At 30.7% G+C, this 20593-nt stretch carries 19 protein-coding genes; 5 read left to right on the top strand and 14 right to left on the bottom strand.

What is annotated here, in order from left to right:
• Positions 1-3: 3 nt before the first annotated feature.
• On the top strand, positions 4-1077 hold the full coding sequence (locus HMPREF2953_RS06350; RefSeq protein WP_070672345.1) for an alanine racemase: 1074 nt from the start codon (positions 4-6) through the stop codon (positions 1075-1077).
• 1 nt (position 1078) lies between these two features.
• Positions 1079-2344: a diaminopimelate decarboxylase gene (gene lysA, locus HMPREF2953_RS06345; RefSeq protein ID WP_070672342.1), complete on the top strand. Its 1266-nt coding sequence runs from the start codon at positions 1079-1081 to the stop codon at positions 2342-2344.
• 316 nt (positions 2345-2660) lie between these two features.
• Here the strand turns inward: lysA and cspA are convergent, their stop codons facing one another.
• Positions 2661-2861, bottom strand: a complete 201-nt coding sequence (gene cspA / locus HMPREF2953_RS06340; RefSeq protein ID WP_001831260.1) for a cold shock protein CspA — start codon at positions 2859-2861, stop codon at positions 2661-2663.
• 205 nt (positions 2862-3066) lie between these two features.
• Positions 3067-3375, bottom strand: coding sequence for a regulatory protein MsaA (msaA, locus tag HMPREF2953_RS06335; protein WP_002449871.1), 309 nt, complete (start codon positions 3373-3375; stop codon positions 3067-3069).
• Between the two features lie 167 nt (positions 3376-3542).
• Between msaA and HMPREF2953_RS06330 the strand changes: the two genes are divergently transcribed.
• The 3 genes from HMPREF2953_RS06330 to HMPREF2953_RS06320 are packed head-to-tail and all read left to right on the top strand — an operon-like array spanning position 3543 to position 5634.
• Complete coding sequence (locus tag HMPREF2953_RS06330) at positions 3543-3815, top strand: acylphosphatase (RefSeq protein ID WP_070672340.1); 273 nt, start codon at positions 3543-3545, stop codon at positions 3813-3815.
• A 17-nt stretch (positions 3816-3832) separates the two neighbouring features.
• A complete protein-coding gene (locus tag HMPREF2953_RS06325; RefSeq protein ID WP_070672336.1) occupies positions 3833-4456 on the top strand; it encodes a 5-bromo-4-chloroindolyl phosphate hydrolysis family protein in 624 nt (207 codons plus the stop codon).
• A gap of 38 nt (positions 4457-4494) precedes the next feature.
• The gene (locus tag HMPREF2953_RS06320) at positions 4495-5634 is read left to right on the top strand and encodes a toxic anion resistance protein (RefSeq protein ID WP_070672333.1); all 1140 of its coding nucleotides are present in this window, start codon (positions 4495-4497) and stop codon (positions 5632-5634) included.
• A gap of 56 nt (positions 5635-5690) precedes the next feature.
• Here HMPREF2953_RS06320 and brnQ read toward each other — a convergent pair whose 3' ends face one another.
• The 12 genes from brnQ to HMPREF2953_RS06260 all read right to left on the bottom strand — a co-directional run bounded on the left by brnQ (position 5691) and on the right by HMPREF2953_RS06260 (position 20576).
• Positions 5691-7034 (bottom strand): branched-chain amino acid-like transporter carrier protein BrnQ3, encoded by a 1344-nt coding sequence (brnQ, locus tag HMPREF2953_RS06315; RefSeq protein ID WP_070672330.1) that lies wholly within the window; start codon positions 7032-7034, stop codon positions 5691-5693.
• A 129-nt stretch (positions 7035-7163) separates the two neighbouring features.
• Positions 7164-9053 (bottom strand): vWA domain-containing protein, encoded by a 1890-nt coding sequence (locus tag HMPREF2953_RS06310; RefSeq protein WP_070672327.1) that lies wholly within the window; start codon positions 9051-9053, stop codon positions 7164-7166.
• 12 nt (positions 9054-9065) lie between these two features.
• The gene (locus HMPREF2953_RS06305; RefSeq protein ID WP_049336261.1) at positions 9066-9857 is read right to left on the bottom strand and encodes an ATP-binding protein; all 792 of its coding nucleotides are present in this window, start codon (positions 9855-9857) and stop codon (positions 9066-9068) included.
• A 118-nt stretch (positions 9858-9975) separates the two neighbouring features.
• Positions 9976-10179 carry a DUF6501 family protein gene (locus tag HMPREF2953_RS06300; RefSeq protein WP_025987180.1) on the bottom strand — a complete coding sequence of 68 codons (204 nt, stop codon included), beginning with the start codon at positions 10177-10179 and terminating at the stop codon, positions 9976-9978.
• A gap of 34 nt (positions 10180-10213) precedes the next feature.
• The gene (locus HMPREF2953_RS06295) at positions 10214-11023 is read right to left on the bottom strand and encodes a VOC family protein (RefSeq protein ID WP_049336259.1); all 810 of its coding nucleotides are present in this window, start codon (positions 11021-11023) and stop codon (positions 10214-10216) included.
• A gap of 682 nt (positions 11024-11705) precedes the next feature.
• Positions 11706-13013 (bottom strand): 2-oxoglutarate dehydrogenase complex dihydrolipoyllysine-residue succinyltransferase, encoded by a 1308-nt coding sequence (gene odhB, locus HMPREF2953_RS06290; protein ID WP_070672324.1) that lies wholly within the window; start codon positions 13011-13013, stop codon positions 11706-11708.
• A gap of 11 nt (positions 13014-13024) precedes the next feature.
• A complete protein-coding gene (locus HMPREF2953_RS06285; RefSeq protein ID WP_049336256.1) occupies positions 13025-15832 on the bottom strand; it encodes a 2-oxoglutarate dehydrogenase E1 component in 2808 nt (935 codons plus the stop codon).
• Between the two features lie 170 nt (positions 15833-16002).
• Positions 16003-17310, bottom strand: coding sequence for a HAMP domain-containing sensor histidine kinase (locus tag HMPREF2953_RS06280; RefSeq protein WP_371091003.1), 1308 nt, complete (start codon positions 17308-17310; stop codon positions 16003-16005).
• A 50-nt stretch (positions 17311-17360) separates the two neighbouring features.
• On the bottom strand, positions 17361-18020 hold the full coding sequence (locus HMPREF2953_RS06275; protein ID WP_070672321.1) for a response regulator transcription factor: 660 nt from the start codon (positions 18018-18020) through the stop codon (positions 17361-17363).
• 325 nt (positions 18021-18345) lie between these two features.
• Complete coding sequence (locus tag HMPREF2953_RS06270; protein WP_002455341.1) at positions 18346-18969, bottom strand: phosphatase PAP2 family protein; 624 nt, start codon at positions 18967-18969, stop codon at positions 18346-18348.
• A 17-nt stretch (positions 18970-18986) separates the two neighbouring features.
• Positions 18987-20054 carry an undecaprenyldiphospho-muramoylpentapeptide beta-N-acetylglucosaminyltransferase gene (locus tag HMPREF2953_RS06265; protein WP_049336249.1) on the bottom strand — a complete coding sequence of 356 codons (1068 nt, stop codon included), beginning with the start codon at positions 20052-20054 and terminating at the stop codon, positions 18987-18989.
• Positions 20055-20072: 18 nt separating this feature from the next.
• On the bottom strand, positions 20073-20576 hold the full coding sequence (locus HMPREF2953_RS06260; protein ID WP_070672318.1) for a GNAT family N-acetyltransferase: 504 nt from the start codon (positions 20574-20576) through the stop codon (positions 20073-20075).
• Between the last annotated feature and the right edge of the window lie 17 nt (positions 20577-20593).

Below are 20593 nucleotides of genomic sequence, written 5' to 3'. Positions count from 1 at the left end.
AAATTGACAGCAGTTTGGTCAGTTGATTCAAAAATATTTTTAAGAAATGCAACTAAAGTAAAGAATAATCAATCAATAATGGCAGTTGTAAAAAATAATGCTTATCATTATGGATTAGAGTTTGCAGTAAGAACATTTTTAGAAGCGGGTATCCATACATTTAGTACTACTTCCTTAAAAGAAGCAGTGAGAGTTCGTAAACTTGCGCCTCATGCTACAATTTTTTTAATGAATGCAGTTTATGACTTTGATACAGTTCGAAATAATAATATTCAAATGACGCTTCCCTCTTTAGAATATTATTATCAGTACAAAAGTGAATTAAAAGATATTAATGTTCACTTAGAATTTGAAAATTTACTCCATCGTTCAGGTTTCAAAAATCTTGATGAAATTAAAGAAGTACTTCATCATCATGAAAATGATAATGGAAGTAAAATGAATATCGTTGGCCTATGGACGCATTTTGGGTATGCAGATGAATTTGATGTTCCAGAGTATGAGATTGAACGGGAAGCATGGTTAAATGTCGTTAATACACTATTAAATGAAGGATACCAATTTGAACTTATCCATGCGCAAAACAGTGCGAGTTATTATCGCGAAGGACAACAACTTCTTCCCTATCATACACATGCACGTGTAGGTATCGCTTTATATGGTTCAAGACCATATAGCAAATTAGATGAACATGAGATTGAACAAGCCTTAACCGTAAAAGGAAATGTAATTCAAGTTCGTGAAGTAAATAAAGGTGATTATTGTGGTTATAGTTTTGCATTTGAAGCAATGCATGATCATACACATCTTGCAGTTGTTGATATTGGCTATGGTGATGGTATTTTAAAAAAACGTGCAACACACGAAGCATTAATTAATGGTAAACGTTACCCTATTCGAGCATTAATGATGAGTCACATGTTTGTTGAAGTCGATGATGATGTTCATGCACAAGATGAAGTGATACTATATAATAATGATATACGCATTGATGAATACACATTCAAAGGTGTTGGAGCTAATTCAGAACAACTTAGTGCGATGAATCATGATTCTCTTATAAAGGAGTTTAGATAAAATGTCAGTTAAATATAATGATTACGGTGAATTAACAATGGCGAGTACAAGTTTGAAAACACTAGCTCAAAGTTTTGATACGCCTACCATTGTTTATGATGAAGATGAAATTCGCAATCAAATGCGTCGATTTCATAATGCTTTTCAAAAAAGTGGATTAAAATACAATATTTCATATGCTTCTAAAGCCTTTACTTGCATTCAAATGGTAAAGTTAGTTCAAGAAGAAAACTTACAATTAGATGTCGTATCTGAAGGTGAGCTTTATACAGCATTAGAGGCTAAATTTGATCCTAGTCGCATCCACTTCCATGGCAATAATAAAACGAAACGTGAAATACAATATGCTTTAGAAAGTGGCGTTGGCTACTTTGTTATTGATTCTTTAGAAGAAATTGAATTAATCGATCGCTATGCAAGTGATACAGTTAATGTTGTCATTCGTGTGAATCCTGGAGTAGAGGCCCATACCCATGAATTTATTCAAACTGGTCAAGAAGATAGTAAATTTGGTCTTTCAATTCGCCATGGTCTTGCAATTCAAGCAGTTGAAAAAGTCAAAGCATCAAAGCATCTTCATTTAAAAGGAATACATTTCCATGTAGGATCACAAATTGAGGGTACTGAAGCTATGATTGAAACAGCTAAAATTGTTTTAAATTGGCTTAATGAGCATCATATCCAAGTTGAATTACTTAACTTAGGTGGTGGTTTTGGTATTAAATATGTCGAAGGTGATGTGAGCTTCCCTATTGAAGAAGGTATTGCTGAAATTACAGATGCGATTAAATCTGAATCAGAAAAATTAAACTACGACGTTCCTGAAATTGGTATTGAACCAGGACGTTCAATTGTTGGCGAAGCGGGCATTACTTTATATGAAGTTGGAACAATTAAAGACATTCCTGAAGTAAATAAATATGTTTCTATTGATGGTGGTATGAGTGATCATATTAGAACTGCTTTATATGGAGCAAAATATCAAGCATTACTTGTAAATCGTCATGAGGAGGCAGACGAAACGGTAACTATTGCCGGAAAGTTATGTGAATCTGGAGACATTATTATCCGAGATGCTATGTTACCTTCTTCTGTAAAACGTGGAGATTATTTAGCCATTTTATCTACTGGCGCATACCATTACTCTATGGCATCTAATTATAATCAGATGCAAAAACCACCTGTTTTCTTCTTAAAAGATGGAAAAGCACGTGAAGTTATTAAACGTCAATCATTACGTCAATTAATAATTAATGATACAAAATAAAATAACGAAAAAGTTTATACTTACCCGTTAATGTTGCACCATGATGATATCTGAATTCATTGAATTCAGATATCAAGAATTGTTTTAATTGAAGATAAAATATTTTGGTGAAACACTTGAAGGAATAGGATGAAGCTGTTCTTTAAGAAAATGATCCAACAACAGAAAGTATCATAAATAAAGAAGCCAGTAAATGAGTTTCAAAAAACTCATTTACTGGCTATTTTTTTGGATTATGTCCCAATCTCAATTATATATAAAAAACACCCTACATCTTGGTAAGGTGTTACTAAAGTCAATTTTTGCAATCTATAAATTATAGTTTAACAACGTTTGCAGCTTGAGGACCGCGATCGCCTTCAACTACTTCAAACTCAACTGATTGACCTTCTTCTAATGATTTATAACCTTCTTGGTTAATTGCTGAGAAGTGTACGAATACGTCGTTTTCTCCTTCAACTTCGATGAAGCCAAAACCTTTTTCAGCGTTAAACCATTTAACTGTACCTTGTTTCATAATTGTGAAACCTCCAAGACTAAAATTCATTCAATATGCATTATTCGCATATTACAAAAAATACGTGTTATAAATATGTATAAATAACAAAATGCTATCAATCAATATTACAGATATTCTTTGCAATATGGAATAAAACTATTGCTTGATAACTATTATATGTTAGTTTGAACTAAATTGCAATACAATTATAGAAAATTCTCTTTTAATTAATTTTTGGTAGATTATAATAAACTTCTTTATTATTTAAAACAATAAAACTATAAAATATTTGTAAATCTTCATCACAATCTTCACAAAAATTTAAATCACAATTATTATAAAATGCATAAATATTATATTTCCCAATAACATAGTTATTATAATATTTTTTACTTTTTTTAATAATTGATTGATAATCTTTTAACATTTCTTCATAGTTACTATAATGATGTTGTTCTACGATTTTTTCTGTCCAGTCGCTAAATAACCACCATCCCTCGTAGTCAGCACGAATCTTTGCAACTGTCCACATGACTAAGTCCCCTCTCAAATTAAAACTCTAATCAATATTGTAACTTTTTTTTAGACGAATTCAAGCTTAAAGACTTTGTTCTTTTAATTGAGATAGAAATGATATGTATATTAATTATTAGTTTTTTGTAGGAAAAATACGTATAATATAATGTAGAGGTGATAATGATGCAACGTAAACATATACAAGTATTTGGAACTGTCCAAGGTGTAGGGTTCCGTCATCATACTGAATTAATTGCAAAAAAACTTGATATATTTGGTACTGTTCAAAATGTTGAGGATTATGTAGATATATATGCTCAAGGTGACGAGGAACAAATAAAATCATTTATTGATAAAGTGATTGCTGGTGCTTCTCCTGCATCTTCAGTTTCTGATTATAGTATTGAAGATTTAGACGTAACAAATAGATACTCAGAATTTAAAACGATTTATTAAATAAAGGAAGATGAATATTGAGATATAACCTTTCTCGACTTCTGGGTGTTTTAGTAGGAATTCCAATAGCTATTATCTCATGGGTGACAAGTGTATTTGGATTTGATTTATCCTTTATACTTGATGCCCTAATAGGTATTGGAATGTTTTTTGTATCTTATTTTCCTACTCAAAGATTGACATCCAAAAAATATTTAAATGAAATTGGATTATCACGTAGAGACTATCGTTTTGTTAATCAGCAACTCAATCAATCACATAATAAAATTCGTAATATTTTAAAATCATATATTAATATCAGATCGATTAAAGATTTTCGTCAAATTAATGATATTTATAAAATTTCTAAGTCTATTCATTTTGCTGTTAAACAGAAACCTTCATCATTCTTCAAGGTAGAGAGTTTTTTTTATTCGCATATAGATAATGCACTAAATTTAATTGATGCATATACCCGTTTATCTAAAATGCCAAAAAAATCTGATAAAGAAAAGCAAAAATTAGAGCAAACACGTATTACTTTAGATGAAGTGAAACGTACACTTATTGCAGATTTAAAAAGACTTAATGAAGATGATTATGAGCGTTTAGATATTGAAATAGAACTTAATCGGTTACAACAAAAACGATATAAAAAATAATAATTTAAAGTTAAGATAAGAATGGAGAGAATTTTTAAATGAATCAAAAAGACCAATTTATTAACTCACATCCATTAGATGATTATATAGAACATCAACCGCATGATGTTTCAACTCAAAATGTTAAGCAAGACTTTGAACAACAATTTAACGAACAAGATTTAAAAAAAATTGATTCAATTAGTCAACAAATCAAACCATTAGATAGTGAAGGCCTATTATCTTTTGGGACACATCTACAGCAGAACATGTCTCAATTTTCACATCAAATGTTAGATGACGTTCAATCGAAAGATGTGGGTCCTATTGGTGATACTTTAAATCAATTAATGTCTAAGTTAAGAGAAGTTAATCCTGATGACTTGAATCAAGACAATCAATCTAAACTTAAACGTTTATTTAGACGAACAAAAGCTTCAATAAATGAAGTATTCTCTAGAATGCAATCTGTAAGTTCACAAGTTGATAGAATCACCATTCAATTGGATAAGCATAAAGGAAATTTAACTAAAGACATTCAGTTACTCGACCATCTTTATGAACAAAATAAAGTATATTTTGATGATGTTTCTCTATATATTGCTGCTGCACAGCATAAAAAACAAGACATAAATGCTAATGAATTACCTAAATTGCGTCAACATGCAGAACAATCTGGTAATCAAATGGATATTCAAAGTGTCGCTGATATGGAGCAATTTGTTGATCGATTAGATAAAAAAATTTATGACTTACAATTATCACGTCAAATTGCAATTCAAACAGCGCCGCAAATTCGTATGATTCAAAATGTGAATCAAGCATTAGCTGAAAAAATTCAAAGTTCTATTCTCACAAGTATTCCTTTATGGAAAAATCAGATGGCTATTGCCCTCACTTTAATGAGACAAAAAAATGCAGTAACAGCTCAGCGTGCAGTTACTGATACCACAAATGACTTGCTTACTCGAAATGCAGCCATGTTAAAACAAAATGCAATTGAAACGGCTACTGAAAATGAACGTGGTATCGTAGATATCGAAACGCTTAAAGCGACTCAAAATGACATCATTGAAACGATTGAACAAACACTGCAAATTCAATATAATGGACGTCAAAAACGTCAACAAGCTGAAAGAGAATTATCACAACTCGAGAATGAATTAAAAGAACGTTTACTTACTATGAAAAAAGAATAGATAAAATTAAAACACCGATTGCTCTCATTTAAAGAAGTAACCGGTGTTTAGTATATCTATTCCTTTTGATAAACAATATACGATTGATTTATAAACTTAGATACGATATACCCAATTATGATTGAAATAATAGCTATAGGTAACCATTCTAAAGAATATTGCTTAAGGGGTAAATGATTTATAACATTTAATTTTATTAAACCTAACGTATTTATTGTACTTACAATTGAAACAAGACTAACAATAATAATAGGTATTTGTTGCGCAATAGGTTTAGTTGGAATAAAACGCGCAAGTAAGATTAAAATAATCATAGTAATGGCTACAGGATAAATAATACTTAATACAGGAACAGACATGTTTATAACAGAATTTAATCCTAAATTAGCCAATATAAAACTGATAATTGTAAAACCTATAACATATACCTTATAACTAATTTTTGAAAATATACTATTAAAGTATTGACTCACAGATACAATAAGTCCACAAGCTGTAGTTAAACAAGCTAAGGCAACAATGATACCTAGTAAGTATTTTCCTAAAACACCAAAGCCATTTGTAGCCATTGTAGTAAGTAAATAAGTTCCTATATTTTGATTTTTAGCCATTAGAGATGTAATCGTATTTTGATTTATTCCCATATGATTACCAATATAACCTAAAGAAACATATATAAAAATTAATGCTAAGGCGGCAATAAACCCAGCTATAACTGTTTGTTTAAATATTTGATTGGTGTGTTTAACTCCTGTTGCTTTAATGGCATTAACCACAATCATTGAAAATGCAATTGCAGCAATTGCATCCATTGTTAAATATCCTTCAATAAAGCCGTGTGAAAAACTTTCTATATTTGAAGAATATGTTTCTGGATTTCCATGAGATAAACCGTGTCCCTTATAATCTACAAATCCTTTAATAATTATAGCCAAAATTGTAATTAATAATAAAGGAGTTAATAAAGATCCAATTCGATCTACTATTTTACCAGGATTAATACATAAATATAAAACAATCATAAAATAAATAAGTGTAAAAATGAATAAAGACATATTACTATTTGAATGAGTAATAGGTGTAATAGTCATTTCAAAAGACGTAGATGCAGTACGTGGTATAGCAAATAGAGGTCCAATGGTTAAATAAATAATAATTAGAAAGACAACTGAAAATCTCGGTGACAGTTTATTAAAGGCACCAATATATCCTTGTTTATCAAGTGCCCCAACGACTACTCCAAGTAATGGTAAGCCTATTCCAGTCAAACAAAAAGCTAAAATTGCTGGCCAAAAATAGGCACCACTTTCTTGCCCTAAATTAGGAGGGAAAATTAGATTACCTGCGCCAAAAAACATAGCAAATAGCGTAAAGCCGATAATCCAAGTATGTTTATTCATAGACTTGCTCCTTTTTATGTATATGTTTGCAATATTTAACATTCTAGCACAAAAAGAATTTACAAGTCTATGTATGTCACAAAAATTTGAATATTATAAATCAATATACAGTTTAATTATTGATTATGATTAGAAAGATTTTAATAACAATTTTTTTAGCAATGGTGATAAGTGACTCGGTAAATTTTCAACACCTTCTACAAATAATGCAAATTGTCCATAAATATTATGAATGGTTTCTTCAATATCTTCAGTAATTGGATCTTGGCTTAAAAAGACATTAAATACTTCGATTCCAAATTTACGTGCCATTTCCACAGCTTCATACGTATCTAAAATACCGTCTTGAGCATAGTTATATGCTGAAGGTTCCCCATCTGAAAAGATAATTAAGAAACGTTGTTGATGACTTCTTCTTAATAAACGTTCACTTGCAATTCGTATAGCTACGCCATCTCTATTATCATCTTGAGGATGTAATGACATAATGCGTGGTCCACTTTTTTCCATGATGGAGCGATCGTAATGAACGATTTCATCAATGATATTAGGTTGTTTTCGATCATCAGAGTCAAAAGCATCTTCATTAAAAGCAAGTATCTCATGTTTAACGTTGAGTGCTTTTAATGTTTCATGAAATAATACGACGCCTTTAATCGTTTCTTCCATTTTATCAAACATACTAGCAGATACATCAATTAGTAATGTAAAAGTCGCATCGAATGTTTTACTAAGGTCTTGTTTTTTATAAAACAATTTATATTGATCATCAATAAACCAATTGGTTAAATCACGTTGAAGACGACCTTTAGTCAAATTATGACGTTCGTCCACGTGTTCTCTATCGATGGTTTTCTTTATAATCTGAATTAAATCTTTAGTTTCAAATTGTACTTCATTTTTAACTTGTTGGTAGCTTGAAATATACTCTGGCTCTATATCAGGCACTTTCCATTCTATTTCGACATTTTCATTAATACCACGTAAAGCAAATGATGGATTAGAACCTATAGAACCGCCTTCGTCACGATCAAGTGAATGATTAGAGCCACGTCCTTTTTTCGTCATCATATCTGTCATATCGTCAGTTGAATCACCTTCACGTGCAGTGTCGTTATCACTCATAACGTCACTATTTTCACCTTCATGTAATTCCATTTCAAGATAAGCGCCACCTTCAGATTTACTATCTTGAGCGTTTGTTTCAGCTTCGGCTGATGTAGTGTCAGTTTCTTCGTTTGTATTATCTTGCCCATCAACGTTACTTGCATCCATACGTTTAATATCCTCATAAGACATTTCATGAATAGTTTCATATACTTTTCTAGGAAGATGATAATATTCATTTAACATATCATGTGATAACATTTCATCGATTTGGAACATGATACGTTGTGCAAGATACATATTATCTTCAGATGATTCATTTTGGAAAAAATCAGGTAAATATTGAAACATATGATTTAATATGTCATCTAATTGTGGATGTATCGTGGGTATATCAAAGAAGTTTTGACTTAAAAATGCGCGCTCTAAATATAAGAAAAGTAAATCTGTATATACCGTTTTTGTTTTATAGAATTTAATTTGTGATTCCGTATAAGATAATCGAGTTTTCACTCTTAAATCAATTTGTTTAGCAGTGCTAGGCCGATCCTCTTTAATAAAATTAAAAATGCGCATATCTTCTAGCAATCTAAAGAGTTGATGATAAAATTTGGGATGGCTAAATTCATTATCATGAAGGACTTCATTTACGATAACTTCGTCCATCATGTTATAACCATATGCAGCGAGCATAACATCTGTTTTTAACCCTGCACTTTCAATATCTTTTGGACGATGAGACCAAAACCAACTTGTAATTAAAGTATTATTAATAGGATCATAATAAGGGAACTTTTGAATTTTTACTTTAGTTTGTTCGTTTTTCAGTAGTAAGCGCGCTAAATCTTGTAACATCATGACTTGCTTAGCATCTAGCTGCTCATCATTAAATTTTATAAAACGATCACTCATAATAATCCCTCTCTAAAAGTTTAGTTCGATTGCATTTATGATGGCTTGCTGTTCGCGTTCATCTTCAAGTTTATCGATAATTGTACGCTTAATTGCTCTCTCTATTGGCATAACTGTAATTAAGTCACTTAAGTCAATTAACGCACGAATACTAGCTGCTTCTTCTGAAATTTGTCCTTGTTTTGACATTGTACGTAAGTCTTCATTAAATTTAATGATTTTTTTAATTATATCATCATCTTGAAGCTGGCTTTGTTGTTTAATGACATCTTTAAGAATGTCTCCTCCAATGTAATCAACTTGTATGACAATAAAGCGGTTTTTTAATGCTTCATTCATTGGTAATGTCCCAACATAGCCTTCATTTATCGCAGCAATTACATTGAAACCAGGGGCTGCTTTAATTACTTCTCCAGTAAAAGGATTGGTTAACTGACGTCTATAGTCTAATACGCCATTTAAAATAGGTAATGTTTCAGGTTTAGCCATATTGATTTCATCAATATATAAGATATGACCTTCTCGCATGGCTTTTATAACTGGGCCGTCAATAAAAATAATTTCTTGTTGACCTTGTTCATTTGTTTTTATTGTTTTAAAACCTAATAAGCTCTCTGCGTCTAAATCAACAGAACAGTTAACTTGATGCATCGGCGTTTGGACCACTTCACTTAAAGTTTCAGCTAATCGTGTTTTACCAGAGCCTGTAGGGCCTTTTAATAAAATATTTTTATTTAAATTAAACAATGCTTTTGCATCATTGAATACAGATTGATCTGAATTGATATAATGATTATTTGGCATTTTAATATTCTCCTTTATAAGATGAAAAAATAGACCAAGAGCGTGTATAAATGTATAGATATTGGCACATCACTCTGAGTCTTAACTTAATCGTTATCTTTTTAGAAATTGAATGTATTTAAACTTCTTTAAAATAATCTTTGTAATAACCACCTACTAGACCAGAGTTATCAATGATTTGATAATATTCTTCAGTTTCATTGATGACATCATATTGTTTTCCAATAGTAAGCATATCTGATACTGTGAATTTTTTTGCATCAGTATTAACTACCATCACTTGTTTAATTGGTGTGCGTGATTTCCAATCTTCATGTAACATTCCCATTTTAAATCCTCCAATAAAATGATTTATATTAATTTTTTTCTAAAGTATATATGAAAGAGATGCCGCTACCTTCAGTAATGCGTAACGATTGAGCATCACCTTGATTTAATATTTGATAAGGAATACCTATTTCATCCAGTTCTTTTTGTGCATGTTCAAAGTCTTCAGTTGAATTTGTACTGAATTCAATTTGTTCCACAATTCCTTCTTCTTTTAATTCAACTTGTTCATTAGATTGATATAAATGAATTTCTCCACCAAGTCCACCATCTCCGATTTTAAATACTTGGACAGTTTGATCAGGAAATTCAGTAGATTCATATTCAGCATAATGCGTTAAATTAAATACATTTTTAAAGATAGAAGTTGTAACCAATAATTCGTTTACTTTAATAATTACTGGTCCCAATCCTTGAATTTGATGAAGAGGATTAACAGCACTTTCAAATGTGGGTGTCCCTAATCCAACGCCAACATTTAATTCATTAGAATAGATATCAAAAATTTGATGATTATCATCTTTAAAATTAAAGTGCTGATTACCGTTTAATTCAGTGATTGAACTAAATTGAATATTATTTTTTTCTAATATTTGTTGGTATTCTTCTAAACCAGCATTCGATGGTGTTCTTAATCCCACGCTTGATATATGTACATTTCTATAATTAGGATTAGGAACTTCTACAAAGTGAAGTCTTGTACCAGGATTTAATTCAGCATCGCCAAAACGTAATGCCTGTCTTTTTGTTACAACATTAAGACCTAAAATATTATGAAATAAATTCTGTGTTTTTGAGAGATCACTTGTTCCAATCGTAACACTTCTTAGTCCACTCATTCATCGACACTCCCATTTATATATCTTTTCTTAATTATTATAACGTATTTTATATATGAATAATATGTTGAACTCTTAAATAAGAGAGTTGTTTTTTATTATAAAATATACGTAAATAAAAACATTATAATTAATTAAAGTATGTATAATAAATAAGATATTTATAAGATAATATATATGTTATTCCACTCCCCTACCTTGTTTTATATAGATAGGGGGGTGTGTCATAGGTTATTTAACTGTTTGAAAATGAAATTAAAAAAATTATATAAAGTTCGTTTTTAAATTATTGTAGCTTTAATGACTATTATTTTTTTATGAATTCGTTTGGAATATCCTTAAAAATATTTGTTAATTTTTGTCCAACTACAGTACTTAATTTATCATTTTATACATGTTAGCTTCTGCTTTGAAAAAGTCATAAATAGATAATGAGGTATGCACTTCTCTACTATTTTTTATATTCTCATTGTTATGATTCATTTACGTTATCTCCTTTTATTTCTATATTACATATTTATTTTTAACTAATGATATTATTAAAATATTCTAGTGTAATTATGTTTTAAATGCTAATATAACTAAAACATAAAAAAGTAGAATAAATTCATAATGAATTTATTCTACTCTATATCAATTTATGGTTAAGATTTCAATATATTTAGCTCTTTAATAAATGGAATTAAGATTCTAATAATAAGTCTTCTGGACTCTCGATAAGCTCTTTAATTGTTTTTAAGAATCCAACTGCTTCTTTTCCATCGATAATTCTATGGTCATAGCTTAATGCAATATACATCATTGGTCTGTTCTCGATTGTATCTTTATCAATAGCAATTGGACGAGTAATAATTGAATGCATACCTAAGATAGCAGCTTGATTACCATTAATAATTGGTGTACTCATCATAGAACCAAATACACCACCATTAGTGATTGTAAATGAACCATTTACCATATCATCTAATCCAAGTTTTTTATCACGTGCTTTTACTGCTAAATCTGCAATAGATTTTTCTAGCTCAGCAAAGTTTTTCTTATCACAATCTCTAACGAATGGTACTAATAAGCCATCATCTGTTGAAACAGCAATACCAATATCATAGTATTGTTTAGTAATCATATCGTCTCCATCAATTTCAGCATTAACTTCTGGATATTTTTTGAGTGCTGCTACTGCTGCCTTAGTAAAGAATGACATAAATCCTAATTTAGTGCCGTCATGATCTTTAATAAATTGTTCTTTTTTACGTTTTCTTAATTCCATTACATTTGTCATATCAACTTCATTAAATGTTGTGAGCATTGCGGTATTATTAGATACTTCTAATAATTTTTTTGCAGCTGTTTTCTTTCTTCTAGACATTTTTTCACGGATCACTGGTTTATTAGGCGTATTAACAGTTGATTTTTTAGATGTTTCTTGTTGTGAATTAGGTTGAGTATTTTGATTAGATTGACTTGGTTTTTGACTATTATCAACATCTTCTTTTCTTATCACATCGCTACCTTTTCCAGCTACTTCATTTAAATCAATACCATTTTTACGAGCATGACGACGTGCTGATGGTGTTGCATTCACTCTTTTATTATTGATTGATTCTGAGTCGTCATTTGAACTTGTATCGCTACCTTGTGCTTCAGTAGAAGTGCGTGGTGTTGAATAATTAGTTTCTGCAGAATCTGTTTTTGTGTTTTCATTTTCAGAATTTGAATCGTTATTTTGTGATTCGCTTGAACTACTTGTACTACCTTTACCTTCACCGACAATTGCAATAGCTTGGCCCACTTCTACAGTGTCGCCTTCAGATGCAAGTTGTTCTTGAAGTATACCATCTTCTTCAGATACAACTTCAACATTCACTTTGTCAGTTTCTAATTCAAGAATAGCTTCTCCTTTTTCAACATTATCCCCTATGTTTTTTAGCCACTCTGCAACTGTACCTTCTGTAATTGATTCTGCTAATTCTGGAACTTTTACCTCTGCCATTATATTTCCCCCTAGTTATTTTTGACACTATTTTCAATAATTTTATGTTGAACAAGTTTGTGAATTTCTCCATCACCTTCGGCAGGTGCTGCACGTTGTATTCTACCCTGATAACTTAAATTAAATTGATGTCCAACAATAGATTTAAGATATGGGTAAACAAATAACCATGCGCCTTGGTTTTTAGGTTCTTCTTGAACCCAAGCAACAGATTCTAAATTTGGTAATTCTTCTAAAGCTTTTTTAATGTCCTCCTCTGGGAAAGGATATAATCTTTCCACAGCAATAAGTTGTATATTTTCATTAGGTTCTTTTGCTAATGTTTCTTTTAAATCAATAAACATTTTTCCAGAAGCTAAAATGACTTCTGTTACTTTAGCTTTTTGAGCATCTTCAACAATAATTGGTTTGAAACCGCCAGTTGTAAATTCACTAATTGGCTTAGCCACTGTTTTATTTCTTAGCAAACTCTTAGGTGACATCACAATTAATGGTCTCATCGCTTCAGTATTTAAACTTTTAGCTTGTGCACGTAATAAATGGAAGTAATTACTAGAACTTGATAGATTGACCACTGTACTATTATTTTCAGCCGCCAGTTGTAAGAATCTTTCTAAACGTGCTGATGAATGTTCAGGACCTTGACCTTCAAAAGCGTGTGGTAAGAATAAAGTTAGACCACTACGCTCGCCCCATTTGGCTCTGGCAGATGACATAAAATTATCAAACATCATTTGTGCCATATTTGAAAAATCTCCATATTGGGCTTCCCAAATATTCATACTATTTTTATTTTCAACATTATATCCATATTCAAAGCCTACGACTGCAGCTTCTGATAATGGACTGTTATGCACTTCAAATGTTGCTTTTTGACTTGGTACATGGTGAAGCGGTGTATACGTATTGCCATTGTCTTCATCATGTAGTACAGCATGTCTGTGACTGAATGTACCACGTTCACTATCTTGACCTGTCAAACGAATTGATATGCCATCTTGAACAATTGTTGCAAAAGCTAATTGTTCTGCTTGAGCCCAATCAACTAGACCATTTTCATTTTCAAAAGGCTCTCTACGTTTTTCTAATACTTTATTTAATTTTCTAAATACATGGAAATCTTCAGGATAGTTTAACATTGCATCATTAATTTCTTTCAAATGTTCAAAGCTAAACTCTTTTTCATCACTTTGTAAAGACAACTGAAGCGATTCTGGTTTATTCATTGCAGTACTATTCATTTTATCTGATTTATCAATTTTATCTTGAGCAGTACGCATTTCTTTTTGTACAGAATCAATCATTTCAGACATTTGTTCTTTCGTTAAAATACCTTCATCTACAAGTTTATTTCCATAAATCACTTCAACTGAATCATGCTTTCTAATATTATAATATAATGTTGGATTTGTAATAGATGGTTCATCCATCTCATTATGTCCATATCGACGATAACCTACTAAATCAATGACAAAGTCTTTGTGGAATTCTTTTCTAAATTCCATAGCAATATCAATGGCTTCAATTGTCGCTTCTACATCATCTGCATTCACATGAAGAATAGGTACATCATAACCCTTAGCGATGTCTGATGAATACGTTGTAGAACGACCATCAATAGGTTCAGTTGTAAAACCAATTCGGTTATTTGTAATTATATGTAGTGCTCCGCCAGTTGAATAACCATCTAAATTACTTAAATTCATTGTTTCAAAATTGATACCTTGACCAGGATATGCAGCATCTCCATGAATAATAATTGGCATACCGTGATGAAAATCTGTAGTTGGTCCGCCCGCATGATGTGTATCATCTTGAGCAGCACGTGTTTTTCCTATAACTACAGGTGCTACAATTTCTAGGTGACTAGGATTGTTTGCTAAAGAAATACGTTGTTCAATACCATATGAAGAAGTAGTTTTTACGCCACCTAAGTGATATTTAACGTCTCCTGTCCAACCAGCAGTAAGTTTTAAACTGCCATCTTCAGGTAAGAATTTCATTGGATCCGTGTGCATAAATTCTGAAATCATCATTTCATAAGGTTTTTCTAATACATGTGTTAAAACATTGAGACGTCCCCTATGTGCCATTCCAATTTGAATATTCTGAATGTCCTCTTGAGCAGCACGCTTCAATGTATGTTGCAACATTGGCACTAATGTATCTACACCTTCAATTGAGAAACGTTTTGCTCCGACAAAGTTCTTATGTAGATATTTTTCAAAACCTTCAACATGAGCAAGTGTTTTAAATAAGTTGATTTTTTCATCACTATTAATAGTAGCTTTATAAGGTGTTTCAATACGACGTTTTAGCCAAGTACGTTCTTTATTATTGTTAATATGATTGTACTCAAACGCAATAGAGCCTTTATAACGCTTTTCCATACGCTTTAACGCTTCATAAGCATTATCGTATATATCACTAAAGTGATCTGATACGATACCAGATGAAATATTTTCTAATGTCTCTTTATCTAAATTAAAATCTTCAATTTCTAATTTTGGGACATGCGTTCTTTTAGGCGCATTTACAGGATAAATATCAGCCTTTAGATGACCATATTGTCTAATATTATCAATTAATCGCATGACACGTTTGATTGTGCTATCATCTGCTGAAGTACCACTCCCATCTGTGGTAGACTTAGCTTTAATTTGTGCTTCGCCATTTTTTATTGTACTAAAAAGCACTTGTAAATCATCTGAGACAGAAGTTGGGTCTTGAAGATAATCATCATATAAATCGAGCATAAGACCCAAATTTGCCCCAAAATTTACTGGAGCTTCCGTAACATCCCTTTTATCCTTTGCCATTTTATACCCTCCACAAAATAGTTAAACCGCTTACAAAACTATCATAGCACTATTTTGACTATTGATAAAGACTATTGACTGAATATTATGTAAAAAGAAAAAATTCAATAAAGATAAATTTTTTTAATTTTATATTAATAAAAAAACACAGATTATTATCATCTGTGTTTTTATTTAAAATTGATTTTAAATGTTGTGAATTTATTAAGTTCACTATCTACAGAAATGTAACCTCCATATTGACTCACAATCTTTTCGGCAATTGAAAGCCCTAAACCATTACCACCTTGGCTTCTTGCTCTAGATTTATCTACTCTATAGAAACGATCAAAAATAAATTCTTGATCTTCTTTTGGTATGCCTAAGCCATGATCGGTAATTTCAATACTTATTTGTTTATTACGCAATTGTGTTTTAATACATATATGCTTTCTCTCTTTATCATATTTCATAGCATTGTCTATAAAAATTAAGATTAATTGTTCAAATTGATGACGATTAATTTCCAAAACTAAAGGTTTTTGTTCTAATTCAATCTCAAATAGATAATCTGGATGTAGTTGTTGAAGTGCCTTAATTCGTGATTGAATTTCTTCATTGATATCAACGTCCTCTTTTTCTAAGGATTGCATATTTACTTTATCTTTGGTTAATAATAATAATTCTTCTACTAGCTTTGTAATTCGATTCATTTCTTCTAGTGAAATATTTAAAGACTCTTCTAAAATGGCAGGATCTTTCTTACCCCAGCGTTTAATTAAATTTAAATGGCCTTGAATGATTTGAAGTGGTGTTCTTAACTCATGAGAAGCATCTTCAACAAATTGTCTTTGTTGATTAAAAGAGGCTTCAATTTGATACATCATTTCGTTGAAAGTTTCTATTAAATTGTCTGTTTCTTCATAACTTGTATCAAGTTCTAATTTATTTTGAAAACCATCGCGTCGTATTTGATTCATTTTATTAGACATTGTTACTAGCGGTTTTGTAATGTTTTTAGAAATGAAATAGCTAATACATGCCGTAATCACTGTAGCAAGTAGACCAAAAACAACAGCAATAATATAAAGTGATTTTACTAAGTTGTTATAATGCTCAAGAGAATGAATAAGTACGCTATAACCTTTAAAGTTTGGACTATGAAGTGGTTCAGTAATAACTAAATATTCTCTTCCATTATTTCGCATTACCTGAATTCGATCGCTCTTTTGTAAATTGTAGTTAGGTATAAACTGAATTGTACTTTCATTAGATGATTTCATTATTCTTTGACCTGTATGATTGTAAATAATGACTTCTTCATAATTTTCTAATGAAGCACTTAAATCTAATATCGATATATTATTAATTGGGCGCGTTTGAATTAAATTGACAATATCACTTAAACTATGTTCTGCTTCATCCACTTCTCCTTCTCTTAAAGTATCTTTTAAGAAGAATATAATAATCAGGCAAAATAAAATAATTGTCGTAAACATAATCAATGTAGTGATAGTCATCCATTTATATTGTAATGTATGATTTTTCATTATCGAATCACATATCCTACACCGCGAACAGTTTCAATGACTTTCTCTTTATTAAAAGGTTTCAATTTATTTCTTAAATATCTGATGTATACATCAACCACATTCGTTTCTACTTCACTATTGTATCCCCATACATGATTTAAAATTTGTTCACGTTGTAATACGTGATTGCGATTCGTTGCTAATAGATACAATAAATCATATTCAGTTTTAGTAAAATCTAATTGCTTACCATCAACAGTTACTTTAAAAGCATCAATATCTATTCTGATACCATTGATATCGATAATATCTTTATGAGGCTGACGACGTAATACAGCACGAATTCTTGCAAAAAGCTCCTCAATTTCAAAGGGCTTTACTATATAGTCATCTGCACCATAATCTAATCCAGTCACTTTATCGTAAGTATCACTTTTAGCAGTGATAATAATAATTGGTGTTGATTGCACTTGGCGTACACGTCGACAAATTTCTAGTCCATTTATATTTGGTAACATTAAATCTAAAATAATTAAATCAAAATCGTTATTTAAAGCTTTTTCTAAACCAGGTCCCCCATCATATTCGATGTCTACTTTATAACCATCATGTGTTAATTCTAATTCAAGAAATCTGGCTAAATTTTGTTCATCTTCTACGATTAAAATATGAGTCATTTTTTCAGACACCTCTTTTTTAATAAACGTATGACTTCTCGTAATATAACCAATATTTTATCATAAAAATTATTTGTTACTAGAATGAATAAAATAAAAAGTAAAATTTTAATTGACAATCATTATCAATAAGTTATAATATTAATTGAAAATGATTGTCAATTAAATCTAAGTTTCCCCTATAATTCAAAAGACTTAGAATTATAATCATTTTCAAGCCATTCCCCCCTTAATTTATGTGTCCGTAAATATTAATAAACGTTCGTTTTAAAACGATACGTAAACAATAAATAAGTGCGCCAAATAAGGCGCACTTATTTATTGTTTATAAGATTGTAGGCTCATGTAATCCTTTTAATACTAAAGTTGAAAGAACGATACAGAAAGCACCTCCGATGATTCCTGCAATAATATCAGTTGGATAATGTACGCCTAAATAAACTCTTGAAATAGAAATGAGTAAAATAAGTGCCGCACATAGTCCGATAATAACACCTTTTGTACTTCCTGATGCTCTACGTTGGGCAATATACATTGCACTTCCAAAAAATGAAGTCGAACCCATTGCATGTCCACTAGGAAAACTAAATCCAGAAATATCAATTAAACGTAGTAATGTTGGACGTTCGCGATCAAAAATATTTTTTAGTAAAGGATTTAATATACCTGATAGTGACATAGTGATAACAAAAAATAAAGCTTCAATTTTGTAACGTTTAAGCATTAAATAAGCAACAAGCATTAATGACAAACAAACCATTGCCCATACTTCCCCAATTTTTGTTGCACCTAATAAAATAGATGTAGTAATAAAACTCTCCGATGCATAAATAAATTCATATACTTCATTATCAATCCATTTGCCTAAACGTGATTCATGGAAAAATGCAATGATGCCAAAGATTAATGTAAAAACAATGAGCAATGTAATGCGTTTCGTTCTATTCATCAATTGGTCCTCCTATATTAAAGCGCATCGTTCAAGATTTTATTAAATAAGTCTTCTTTAGTATAACTTTCTTTATAAGATTCCATTTGATGAATAATATCATTACGGTGAGACTCAATTTGTTTTAGTTGTTCGAGTAATTTGAATTGTGTAAGTTGATCTTCTGGAATCATTTTTCCAAATCCTTTGGATTCAAAATATTTAGCATTGTCAATTTGATCTCCTCTAGATTGATCAAGTCCTAGTGGTATTAGCAACATTGGGATTCTTAAAGTCAAGAATTCATAGATAGCATTAGAACCTGCACGACTTACGACTGTGTCTGTAATCGATAATAAATGCGTTAATTCTTCTTTAACAAATTCATATTGGATATATCCTTTTTGTTTATAAGACTCATCTACTAATCCATGCCCCGTCAAATGAATGATTTGATAATCATGTAGTAAAGCTTCAAGATTCTCTCTAATAATATCATTTAATTTTTTACTACCTAGGCTACCACCCATAACAAGTAATACTTTTTTATCTGAATCAAACCCTGTTATTTCATAACCTTTTTGTTGATTACCTTCTTTTAAATCTTCTCTAATTGTTGCTCCTACAAAATCAGCTTTATCTTTAGGTAGATATTTAAGCGTATCTTCAAATGTTGTATATATTTTTTTTGAAAATTTTAAAGATATTTTATTTGCTAAACCAGGAGTTAAATCTGATTCATGAATAATGGTAGGAATATTCAATGAACGTGCTGCTATAACAACAGGAACAGAAACAAATCCCCCCTTAGAAAATAATAAGTCAGGCTTTTCTTTTTTTAGAACGCGACGGGCATCTAAGATACCTTTTAATACTTTAAAAACATCTTTTGCATTTTCAAAAGATAAATAACGACGTAGTTTACCACTTGAAATTGGGTAATATTTAATATTCGAAATTTGTGATTCAATCATTTCTCGTTCAATTCCGTTTTTAGAGCCAATATAAAAAACTTGATGTCCTTTTTCTAATGCAGTTGGAATTAAACTTAAGTTCACAGACACATGGCCTACTGTGCCGCCTCCGGTAAACGCAATTTTAGACATGATTATTAACCTCTATTCTTATATGTTTTTATAATATGCATAGAATGGTGCGCCTCTATCGAATGGATGATAGTCAATTTCTGCTTCTCCTACCTTTTGGAAACCAAATTTCTCGAATAAACCTTGAGCAGGTTTATTTAATGCAAAAGTATCTGTTAGAATCACATGGATATGATGTTCTTCTGCTAATTTAACTGCAAAATCAAATAATTGAGTTGCTGCACCTTTATAATCTTTAGAACCAACTAATCTATGAATAACATAAGCGTTATTTCTATCAATTGGCCATTCTAAATTATCATACCACTCTGATTGTTGTTGGTCGACAACAATAAATCCATAAATAGTGTTATTTTCTTCTAAAACATACAACGTCTTAGTATCAATATCTGCCTTAAAATGTTCAGAAGCTGGGTACTTATCGTCCCACTGATTATTCCCAAATGATTTCATTAAATCTTTTGCTTCTGACACTAATGTTTCGATTTGATTAATATCGTCATGTTTACCTAGTCTAATCATATAATAGATACTCCTTT

This window comes from Staphylococcus sp. HMSC072E01 (assembly GCF_001814125.1).
Taxonomy (GTDB): Bacteria; Bacillota; Bacilli; order Staphylococcales; family Staphylococcaceae; genus Staphylococcus; species Staphylococcus hominis.
Note: the sequence above shows the minus strand (reverse complement) of the source record. Positions and strands in the feature narration are given on the sequence as shown.